Below are 11,999 nucleotides of genomic sequence, written 5' to 3'. Positions count from 1 at the left end.
TGAAGACGATGAAAAAAATATATAGTCACCTCTCGAAAACAATTATTCTAGCCGGACTTACTTCCTTGCTTTTTTCCTGCAAGAAATTCCTGGAAGAACCACCATCTAAGACGTCCTCACTGGTGGTAAAAACCACAGCACAACTGAATGCCCTGTTGGATAACCAAAGGACCTTTTATACAGAAGAGAACCAGTCGCAGACATATAGCACGGATGACTGTGGATTTACAGTTGAGTTGTATAATGGAGGCCGGAATACCTTTAGCACGTTATCTACGATACAGTTCGCGACCTGGGATAACCAATACATTCCGGACGAATCCAGAGACCGGTTGTGGAATGGAGAGTTTGCAAAAATATTTGCGGCCAATCTTGCGCTAAGTAACCTGGAGGATGTGACTGGTACCGCGGAAGAAAAGGCAATTATAAAGGCTGACGCCCATTTCATTCGTGCCTATAGCTATTGGATATTGGCCAACACCTATTGTCTTCCATATACAGAAGCGAATAAAAATGAACTGGGCCTCCCCATAAAAATCAGTACAAGCTTTGAAGAACCGATCCAAAGACAGTCTCTTGAAAAAGTCTATCAGCTAATCGAATCCGATTTGGCAGAGGCCCTCAAAACCCCGGTTTCTTTGACAAGATCAGGTAAGCCTCGTCATTGGCGGGCCAGCATTGCAGGCGTGAATGGATTCGCTGCACGTTATTATTTAAACAGGAATAATTATGCGAAAGCCACTGAACATGCAGATGCTGCCTTGGCAGACTATAGTTTACTGGTTGACTATAACACCGAAATGCGCTATGGTAGGGATGGATTTGTAACGATCAACCCAGGCACGCCACAGGCGCAGGCAGTTACGATCAAATATCCCTATACGCATGATAACCAGGACCAGACAGACATGATAAAATGGAAAGAATTCCTCTATTACCGTGTTCTGGATAATGCCAACTGGTGGTACATTCCAAGTCAGCAACTTTTAAACCTCTACGATAAGTCAAATGACCTCAGGTACCAATACCACATCGTTGAAAATTACTCTTATGATCGCCGCATGACGAATCCCTCATATGATTATCCGGGATATATATTTTTCTTTAAACAATGGATCCCCTCCGGGCCTACCGTAGCAGAAGTGTTGCTAATTAAAGCCGAGGCGCAGGCTCGTCTGAATAATCCTTCTGCCGCAATGACAACTGTTAACTTGTTGAGGGTGAAACGTATAAGAGCTGGTGGCCCGGTAAATCTGGTTGCCGTGGATAAGGGCGATGCGATTAAAAAAATCTTAGAGGAAAGAAGAAGGGAGATGCCATTCGTTCAACGCTGGTTTGATATCAGGCGATACAACAACAATGACGACCCCAATGATGATGTGGAATTGAGTAAAACATTTTATCCTTACACAGGATCTGGTGTACTTTTCAATCAGGCCCCTAAAAGCTATATACTGCCGAAAAATTCAAGGAGATTTGCTGTACCACTCCCTAATCCGGAAATCATTTCCAGTAACGGCGCAATTAAGCAAAATACTTACTAAGCGTAAATACATTATAATTATATACATATGAAAAATTTTTGTCATCTTTTGACCTGCTTGTTGTTGGTTTCTATGGGTAGTGTTGCTCAGGTTCAGAAAAAAGCAGTCTATGAAATTAATGGTTCGATCAAAGGATTGAACAACGAAAAAGTTTATCTTCTTGTCAGGCCATCTGATGAAGGCATAAAGTACGATACCTTAGTTACCAAAGGTATCGGCGATAAATTTAAGTTTGCAGGCACCATCCAAAAGCTTCGCTTTGTGGAGTTATATATTGGTGATATTCGTTCCAGAAAGAATGCTTACTTTTATTTGGAACCAGGTAAAATACAAATTAAAGGGAATATTGATTCGTTAAGTTACTTATCGGTGAAAGGTACTAAAACAAATAATGAGCTTACGGAAAACCAACTTTATCTTGCACCCATTTATGAGCGAAGATCTACATTGTACCAAAAGTTGAGAAATCTGGATGAAAATAGTACAGAGGCCAGTGCTTTGACCAAGGAGGCTGAGCTGAAGGCGGACTCCATCAATGCGTATAAAACCCGGTTCATGCAAACCCATCCGGCTTCTGATATCAGTTTGGGTTACTTATATGTACTTCAGAATGACTTATCTAATGATGTAATAGAACGCACCTATAACAATTTTTCTCCTGTGCTTAAAAATTCCCAGACAGGTAAGCAAATCTATACTAAACTTCAAGCCAGTAAAACAGTAGCGGTCGGCCAAAAAGCTCCTGATTTCTCGTCTTCAGACACGAGCGGTGTTAAAGTAAAATTAAGCGATTTTAAAGGAAAATACGTTCTTCTCGAATTCTGGGCACACTGGTGTGTTCCCTGCAGAGCACAGCATCCGCATTTGAAGGAATTATACCAGAAATTTAAAGATAAAGGCTTTACCATCGTCCAATATTCGGTAGATCTTAAGAAAGATGAACGTAAGTGGAAAGACGCGATCAAACAGGACGGGCTTACCTGGACCCAGCTTTCTGATCTGTCTAAGGGACTGTCACCTGTTGCAGAATTGTATGGAGTACAGCCGATCCCTGATAGCTTTTTAATCTCTCCTGATGGTACCATTTTAGGGAGAAGATTGAGCCCGAAGGAACTGGATGAAACGCTATCAAAATTAGTGAGGTAGACTAATGGTCGACATTAGATTTGTGAAGGGCAGAAGTTCATACTTCTGCCTTTCTTAGTTAAAAATTGCGGGAAAATTAATTGATTAATGGACAAGCTGTGGACAATAAAGATTCCTCCAATTATGGTATCCACGAACATTGCAATTTTAACGATCTCAGCTACTAGGGCATATATATGCGTGTGCTGGACTAGATGATCTACTTACCAAGCAGAATTAAATGCGCTGCTTGCGGGAGGCGATACCGAACATTTAAAATTCTCTTGACCGGGACTTTGTTTTTTATAAAGTAAAATGCGGCTTATCGCGAGATTGTATCAAACCATGAGCGTTTGTAGAGTTTCAAAATAACGCGCAGTTATACAGTCAGGCAGCTAAAACTAGGGTTTCACAATCCTTCGACGGGGATATTATAATATTTAATTCATAAAAGTTTTGCAAAAAAAAAAGTCATTTTAATAAAAACCTAAACTATAAAGTTGTCTATAGGCCTTGTTAGTTTCCAAGTTAAATTGTGGTTTTCTAAAATTGGGCCATTTTCTAAATAACAACTTCAAGCGGTCTCATTAATTGTGTTAAAATCTTATTGTTGTTTCGCGTTTTTTCACCAAATTAGTTGTATATTCTGTTTTTACACAGAATAACCCTTCGAATAGAAAACGTAAGAACAGTGTTGAGACCTAGTAAAGATTCATTAGAAGACCGTTTGTTTTCAACTTTATTTGAGCAATATTATAAGCAGATTTATGGCAATACGCTTCGGTTGCTCAAAATCCAGGCAATTGCAGAAGATATTGCCCAGCAGGTTTTCCTGAATGTTTGGGAGCGTCGGCACCAGTTGCCTGAAGTAGCAGACCATAAAGCATGGCTGTTTCAGATTGCCCGTAATTTAATTGCCAGTCGTTTTCGTGAGAAACTTTTAGAAGAAAAGTATCTGGCCTTTGCGATTGAGATGCTGGAAAGCAGCAGTGAGAGCCCGGAAGATATTGTCATGAATATTGAACGAAATGAATTGCTTGATAAATCTTTGGAAAGTTTATCCCCTAAACAAAAAGAAGTTTATCAACTCAGCAGGCAGGATGGAAAAACCTATGAAGAAATCGCTCAGGAACTCGGTATTCGTAAAGATACAGTTAAGGAATATATACAAATTGCCCTCTCTAAGATCAGGCAGTACCTGATCGAAAATAAAAACGAGCTCATTTCTATTATTATATTCTCGAACATTTTACATTAAATTTTTTTTCCTTCCCCCCCTTTTTACAACGGAGTGCGTCTACTGTAAATAATGGGGATACAATCCGCTATCTAGATGAAAAAAGAGAAATATCAGGTACTATATAAGTTATGGCTTGAAGGCAGGATGACCAATCAGGAGTGGGCATGGTTCCGCGATGCCGTTATTGACAGGCAGAATGATGCGGTTCTAGATGAGCTGATCGACGCGGATTTAGCCAATAATGAATTTGATAAGATTTTATCGGCTGAAGATTTAAATCGCGCATATCATGCGATTCTCGACCGGGCTGAGAGAAAGCCACTCGAGACCAAGGTAGATCATTTATTTACGAATGTAAGAATGTGGCAGTTGGCTGCGGTAGCTGCTGTTTTTATCCTAATGACCATAAGCTTATATATTTATTACTCCGGACCCCGCCTGGAAAAAAGTAAGCCTTTATCGATAGCTAATCAGATTCTGCCTGGGGGTAATAAAGCAACCTTAACCTTGGCCGACGGAAAAACAATTACACTGAGCAGCGACCAAAATGGTGTAAGTATAACTGCAGGAAAAATAAGTTATAACGATGGGTCTTTACTAAAGGAAGTGGGGACTACAGGTTTGACCAATGATCTGATGGAGATTCATACGCCAAGAGGAGGCCAATACGCACTGACCCTTCCCGACGGAAGTAAAATATGGCTGAACGCTGCCAGCACTCTTAAATTCCCCAAAAGCTTTGCTGGTCATTCTGCCAGGGTCGTCGAGTTGGCTGGAGAAGCTTATTTGGAAGTTGCCAAAAATAGAGAACAACCGTTCAAGGTGAAAACTGCTGGTCAGGAAGTTGAAGTATTGGGAACGCATTTCAATGTAAACGCTTATAGTGATGAGGTAAATATAAAGACGACATTGCTTGAGGGAAGGGTAAAAATAAATAATGCCGTTATATTGAGACCGGGCGAAGAAGCAGTACTGGCCGCTGGCAGAATTGATGTACATCAGGTGAGTGCATCGGAGGCTGTTGCGTGGAAGAATGGAGAATTTATGTTCAATGATGAGCAACTGGGCGTCATCATGCGGAAAATAGGCAGATGGTATGACCTGGAGATACAATATCAGGACGAAAAAATTCAGACTCAGCTATTTGGAGGAACCATAACCAAGTTCGGGAACGTTTCTGATGTGTTAAGAATGCTAGAATTAACCGGCGGTGTTCATTTTAAAATTGAAGGAAGGAGGATTATTGTGATTAAATAAGTACCCGACATTGATGCCTGAATTAAAAGGGCCAGAGTGGTGGAACACTGCTGGCCGATGCCTGGCGTTAAATTAATAAATATTGCTCATATCAACTAACAACCAAACTTAAGCAAATGTATAAAAATTATACCAGGAAACGGGGTATGACATTGCCGTGTTTCCAGAAAATCCTGCTCATTATGCGACTAACCACCGTAATATTAATTGTAGCCATTATGCAAGTCAGTGCATCTGGCTTCGCCCAAAAGGTAACATTCAAGGCAAAAGCCGGGTCATTGAAGCAGCTGTTTACTGAAATTAAAAAGCAAACCGGATACAACGTAGTGTGGAAAACAGACGAACTAAATTCTGCAAAGCCAATCAACGTCGATTTTGTAAATACAGCGCTGGAAGATGTGCTGAAAATAAGTCTTTCCAATCAATCTTTAGACTATACAATTGAGAAAAAAACTATTGTCATTAGACAGAAAGAGCCTTCCTTACTAGATAGGGTTATCAGCACTTTTGCTGACATTGACGTGCGCGGCCGAATTCTGGACGAGAAGGGCCAAGGATTGCCCGGTGCGACTGTCAAAGTTAAAGGAAGCAGCAAAACAACTGTAACGAATAGTGACGGAGAATTCATGTTGCAAGGCGTGGACGAGAATGCCATTATTGTTATGTCTTACCTCGGATACAAGACCGCTGAGCTGAAGGCAAAGCAGGATCTGGGGGCAATTACTTTAGTTGCCGACAGTGGCAACCTGTTGGAAGTAAATGTAACGGTAAATACAGGTTATCAATCTTTAACAAGAGAAAGAAGCGCCGGTTCATTTGCAAAACCTGATCGTGAGGCTCTGGCTAACAGATCTACAAGCATGAATGTCCTGCAACGTTTAGATGGTCTGGTACCCGGTTTGACCGTAAACAGTGCTCCTGGATCTGAGTCTATTCTGATCAGAGGACTCAACTCTATCAACTCCAACCGGTCACCTTTGATCGTTGTCGACGGGATACCTACCTCCAATATCAATTCAATCAATCCTCAGGATGTGGCTGATGTAACTGTCTTGAAAGATGCAACAGCAGCGTCAATTTGGGGAGCCAAAGCCTCCAATGGTGTTGTTGTCATTACTACAAAAAAAGGCACAAGTTCAGAGGGCATTAAGGTTAATTACGATGGTTTTTTTAGCTTCCAGGGGAAACCCGACCTCGATTATTTGCCGGTATTGAATAGCCAGCAATATATTCAGGCGGCCAGAGAAGTTTTTGATCCGGTTACTTTTCCCTGGAATACGGCGTCCGCATATACCTTAGGTGCTATCGGCATGCCTCCGCATGAATTGATTTTGTATAACCAATACAGGGGATTAAGATCTGCTGCTCAGACCAATACTAGCCTGGACAGCCTGGCGGGATTAAGTAACAAGGGTCAGATTGAGGATCTGTGGTACCGCAACGCAGCATTGATGAACCATACGGTCTCTTTGACGGGTGGTGGTAAAATATATTCTTTCTATGGTTCAGCGTCTTACACAGATGCAAAATCGAACCGTCCTGGAGCGCAGGATCGTACTTATAAAGTCAATTTAAGACAGGATTTTAATTTCAATAAAATCTTAAAGGCTTACGTCATTACTGATCTAACTAATAATGTGAGCTCCTCTCCAAGAAACGTATCGGTGGACACCCGCTTTTATCCATACCAACTGTTCCGTGACGGAAACGGGAATTCGCTTTCCATGCCTTATGTTGCTTCGTTAACAGATTCAACCCGTAAGGCAGCTGAGGCAAGAAGCCGACTTTCATTAGACTACAGGCCGCTTGACGATGCCGGACTGGCTGCATCGAGGACTAATAATCTTTTAAACAGGATGGTTGGCGGAATCACAGTGCAACCATTGAAATTTCTAAAGTATGAAGGTGTTTTTGGTTATGTAAGGGGCCACAACAAAAATAGCTTATATGATGATAACAGTAGCTTTGTACAACGGAACGAACTGGTACAATTTACGGTTGCGGCAACACCATCCGTTGCACCAGTCTACTACCTGCCAACATCCGGAGGGAAATATACTGTAAACAACTCACTGCAAAAAGAATGGACTATCCGTAACCAATTTATTTTTGACCAGAGTTGGAAACAATCTCTTCATCAACTTACTTTATTAGCCGGACAGGAGGCCCAGGAACAGATGCTTACCTTAAATCAAAGCATAGCAAGGGGATATGACCACCAACTCCGCAATGCCATCCCTGTAGACTATGCTGCGCTATCTTTAGGACTTAACAATCCTATAGTGGCGAATAACTTAAACAGGAGTGTGCTATCCTCCGACTTTTATTCGGAAACAGAAGCACAGACAAGATTTTCATCGTACTATGCAAATGCTGCTTACACCTATGCGCTCAAATATTCATTAAATGCAAGCTGGCGTGTTGATAAAAGTAATCTTTTCGGCCTTGATAAAGGCGCACAAGGGAAACCTGTCTGGAGTGCCGGTGTAAAATGGCTAATGAGCGAGGAGCAATTTATGAAGGGCGTACCATTTCTAGATTACCTGGCACTGAGGGCTACCTATGGAGTTACAGGAAATTCTCCTATTCCGGGAACAGCATCATCTTATAATATCCTTTCTGCTGCGACCTCAGCTTCATTACCCGGTGGAAGAAGTTTCTCTGTGGCTACGCCAGGAAATCCAAGTTTAACCTGGGAACGTACTAAAACAACGAATATTGGATTCGATTTCAACCTTTTAAAGAACCGACTATCAGGATCTTTTGATTATTACAACAAAAAGACGGATGATCTTGTAGGGCAACTTCCTTCTAATACGTTGACTGGTTATTCTGTTATTGTTGGAAATTATGGCAGCCTGAAAAATAATGGTATAGAAGCCGTCCTCAATTCAGTTAATATCAATTCAGCTGATTTTAGGTGGACTACATCTTTAAACCTCGCCTACAATAAAAACGAGATTACCGGCATTAATTACTTAACTCCTATTACTACCGGTCAGCAAATGATCAACCAGCGATATTTCCCGGGATATTCTGCCTTTGCGTTATTCGCTTATCAATATGCAGGGCTCGACGCATTAGGAGATCCGCAGATCATACTTGCCGATGGAAGTGTTTCAAAGGCCAGAAATATAAGTAAACCTGTTGATATGCGTTATATGGGAACCACCCAGCCACCCCTAAGTGGGGGGTTATCCAATACTTTCAGCTACAAAGGATTTTCACTGAGCGCAAATGCCGTCTTCAATCTGGGACATGTGATGAGACGTGATGTGGGCACTTATTTTAGTGGTAGATTGATAGGTAGCAATGCACTAGTGCTGGCTGCGGGCAGATATACTTCATCCGTTAACCTGGCGCAGGGAAACGTGAATTCGATTTTTGCGGAAAGATGGAAGCAGTCCGGTGATGAAAATACAACCAATGTGCCATCCTATGTAAGTAATACCTCGCTTTCCAACAGCAGGCGTGATGTCAATTATTACACTTATGGAGACCTCAACGTTCTGGATGCCTCATATATTAAATTAAGGGACGTCACACTTTCTTACCGCTTACCTAAATCGGTGTTGAGCAACATTAAAGTCAGCGATATTACCTTCAGGATGCAGGTTTCCAACCTGATGCTGTGGAAAGCAAATCGGTATGGGATAGATCCTGAATTTCAGGGTTTTAATCTAGGCGTAGCTAGCGGTGGAGATCCCGAAACGATTTCTGGTGTAAATCGTGCAGTGAGAAGTATGCAAGGTATGGTCACATTTGGCGCTCATGCGTCATTCTAAAAATATAGACATGAAAAAATTATTTAGTTTTGCTTTACTAGTATGGTTGTCATTTTCGATGTCAGCCTGTAAACGCGAATTTCTTGAAGTTACCCCTGCAGGTAAATTGATTGCCACTAAAACATCAGATTACGATTTGTTGCTTAATAGCCTTACGCTGGGGAACCAGTTCATGACGTATACGCAGGCGATGGGTGATGAAATGGCGGCGATTGAGCCTTATTATGCAGGAACTACAATTCAACAGCAGCGTTCATTTCAATGGGCCGATATCATCTATGAACAAAATGATGATGCACCGGAGATTACTTATCCGACTAAAGCACTTTATATCTATAACATCGTCATTGATGAGGTATTGAGTTCTACTGGCGGTAGTGAAGTGCAGAAAAATACAATACAGGCTGAGGCACTTGGGGGGAGGGCATGGACCTATTTTCAATTGATTAATTTCTTCGGGAAACCCTATGTTGCAGCAACGGCCGCAACTGATCCGGGTTTTCCAATAATTGATAAGGCCAACGTTACGTTAAAAAGCTTTTCCAGGGCCAGTGTTAAAGAAGTTTATGATTTTATTATCAAGGATTTGCAAGCTGCGATCCCTCATTTGAGTGCCAGCCCCCTTCACCGCTTTCGGATGTCAAGGCCAACCGCAGAAGCATTATTGGGTAAGGTTTACTTATCTATGGGTTTGTATAGTGAAGCACTTCCATACTTAAACGCGGCCATGACAGACATAATTAATTCCAGCTATCCAGTTAGACTTTATGACTACAACGTCACTTTTGGATCCGGAGGCTCATTTTTGCCTAATTCAGTAATTGGCCCTACATTGCCAAACCTCTACAACTATGAGGAAAGTCTTTACTCTAGGCAAACGACTGGAGATTGGACATCAACATCTAATGCCCTTTTGTTGTCGCCTGCTACGATGTCTCTCTACGGCTCATCTGATTTACGTAGAAACTTCATGAAAAACACCCCATATCCAAGTGGAACTGCCTTTCCCCTTGGAATGGCAAGGCGGGCGGGGCCTTTTTCTCCAATCATAGGCATGTTGGTTCCAGATGTATACCTGATGCGTGCTGAGGTGAAAGCCAGGCTAAATGACCTGCCCGGAGCAAAAAATGATGTTGAGTCGCTTAGAATTAAAAGGATGCCCGCCAGCGACGCGCCAGTGCCGGCTGCAATTATTTCAGATAGGATATCACTTGTTAAATTTATACTTGATGAACGCATCAGAGAATTTTCAGCTCTAGGCTACCGTTGGCTGGATATGAGGCGCCTGTCTGTTGACAGTGAATTTCAGTCGACAGTAAAATCTACCCATACGCTATATACCACTGGAGGAACGGTGTCTAGTACATTTACACTAAGACCTGAACGGTTAACATTTAAAATCCCACCTAAAGTTTTAGCTGAGAATCCAGGAATGCAAGACAATCCATAAAACAGTGCAAATAATATTTCTAATGAAGCTTAATATGAAGAATATACTTGTAATTACTATATCAACGCTGTTAATTTCGTTCGCAGCTAGCGCTCAGGATACAAAATCTCCTAAGCCAAAAATCAAATCGGAAAGCCAATTAGTTCGGGAGCAACTGATTGAAAAATTATATTTGGAAAAATCTGGACGTAAATCAGAGCAAATCGCTGCGGAAATCCTTGAAAAGATTGACACTGATACCGCTTGGGCGAGTGAAAAAGCTAAACGGGATGCTTACCGTATTCATCCGCTTTACGCCTATTTAAACGCGGAAGACACGGAGGGTTTTAAACGTTTTCTATCCAGCTTAGGCGAAGTTAAAGGGACTGAGAGAATCCATTTTGCAACAGCAGCCTACGTACGTCAGCTAGTAAAGAAAGGGATTGACCTGGATTTTGCCGGCGAGCTTATTCAAAAAGAACGGGGCTGGGCAAAAAACAAAATGCTGGAAGCGAACCAAGCGTCCGAAGATAGAACAAAATATGAGGGCCAGACATTTGGGTATGCAATGTTTACGGCAGACTATGCTCAATTGCTCTATAAAAAGGGTGAAAAAGCCAAATCCTTTGATCTATATAAAGAAGCAATGAAATATAACCAGCACAGGAAAGAAGCAGAACTCACGAATGCATATCTAGTCGTTGCGTCTGAAATGCTGCCGCAAGATGTTCTCAACAAAGAAATGGAGACTCTGATCCGCAATGGGATGGCGACTGCTGAGATTATAAACAGACTTAAAACCGTCTATGTGAATAAAACTGGAAGTGACGCGGGATTCGAAAACTATATCGCATCTTTTAACAAAGATAAAATCAAAGAGAAAATTGAATCGCTGCGTAAAATCATGTTAGACGAAACGGCTCCGGGATTTACCCTAAAAGATTTGAATGGCAATATCATTAATCTGACGGATTTAAATGGCAAAATAGTTGTACTTGATTTTTGGGCTACATGGTGCGGACCCTGTAAAGCGGCGTTTCCTGCAATGCAAGCGATGGTAGATAAATATAAAGGTGATCCTAATGTCCGGTTCTTTTTTATCGATACCTATGAGCGGGGGGACAGTAAAGAGAAGAATGCCAGTGATTATATTAACGGGAAAAAATATACATTTACAGTGCTGATGGATAATTTTAATGAGGTAGCCCAGGCATACAAGGCTAAAAACATCCCTGCGAAATTTGTAATAGACAGAAATGGAAAACTCCGTTTCAAAGCTGCAGGTTTCAGCTCTGATGCGGACCTAATGGAGGAAATTGAAGCAATGGTTACCTTAGCTAAGGAAAAATAAATATGCACTCACTAGTTGATCTCGAGCGTATTTGAGATTATTAAATTTAGATAGGAGGCGGGTAAATTGAAGGATGGTGGTATTAAGGACTGATTGATCTGATCTCAGGTTCACCTCGCTAAAGCACTGAGTCGGATTTTATAGTAATTGTGTAACCTTTCTCTCAATGTTTCATCTCAATAACAACATTATTGAAGGCAATAGCGTATTGCAAAATAACAACGTATAATATATAATGTTGCCATAAAACATCAAAGGCAGTGAATTT

General features: G+C 41.5%; 7 protein-coding genes. All 7 read left to right on the top strand.

All coding sequences use genetic code 11. The features are described 5' to 3' along the window. Positions 1–8: 8 nt before the first annotated feature. The 7 genes from WAE59_RS24735 (at position 9) to WAE59_RS24705 (ending at position 11,731) form a co-directional block, all read left to right on the top strand. A complete protein-coding gene (locus tag WAE59_RS24735) occupies positions 9–1,544 on the top strand; it encodes a RagB/SusD family nutrient uptake outer membrane protein (RefSeq protein WP_337858692.1) in 1,536 nt (511 codons plus the stop codon). 27 nt (positions 1,545–1,571) lie between these two features. Further along, positions 1,572–2,690: a TlpA disulfide reductase family protein gene (locus tag WAE59_RS24730; protein ID WP_337858691.1), complete on the top strand. Its 1,119-nt coding sequence runs from the start codon at positions 1,572–1,574 to the stop codon at positions 2,688–2,690. A gap of 670 nt (positions 2,691–3,360) precedes the next feature. Further along, positions 3,361–3,927: an RNA polymerase sigma factor gene (locus WAE59_RS24725; RefSeq protein WP_337858690.1), complete on the top strand. Its 567-nt coding sequence runs from the start codon at positions 3,361–3,363 to the stop codon at positions 3,925–3,927. Between the two features lie 75 nt (positions 3,928–4,002). After that, positions 4,003–5,166, top strand: a complete 1,164-nt coding sequence (locus tag WAE59_RS24720) for a FecR family protein (RefSeq protein ID WP_337858689.1) — start codon at positions 4,003–4,005, stop codon at positions 5,164–5,166. Between the two features lie 116 nt (positions 5,167–5,282). Beyond that, entirely contained in the window at positions 5,283–8,951 is a 3,669-nt protein-coding gene (locus WAE59_RS24715) for a SusC/RagA family TonB-linked outer membrane protein (protein ID WP_337858688.1), read from the top strand. Positions 8,952–8,961: 10 nt separating this feature from the next. Further along, positions 8,962–10,401 (top strand): RagB/SusD family nutrient uptake outer membrane protein, encoded by a 1,440-nt coding sequence (locus WAE59_RS24710; RefSeq protein WP_337858687.1) that lies wholly within the window; start codon positions 8,962–8,964, stop codon positions 10,399–10,401. A gap of 34 nt (positions 10,402–10,435) precedes the next feature. After that, entirely contained in the window at positions 10,436–11,731 is a 1,296-nt protein-coding gene (locus WAE59_RS24705) for a TlpA family protein disulfide reductase (RefSeq protein ID WP_337858686.1), read from the top strand. The last annotated feature ends 268 nt before the right edge of the window (positions 11,732–11,999 follow it).

The organism is Pedobacter sp. GR22-6 (assembly GCF_037402555.1).
In the GTDB taxonomy this organism is placed as follows: domain Bacteria; phylum Bacteroidota; class Bacteroidia; order Sphingobacteriales; family Sphingobacteriaceae; genus Pedobacter.
Note: the sequence above shows the minus strand (reverse complement) of the source record. Positions and strands in the feature narration are given on the sequence as shown.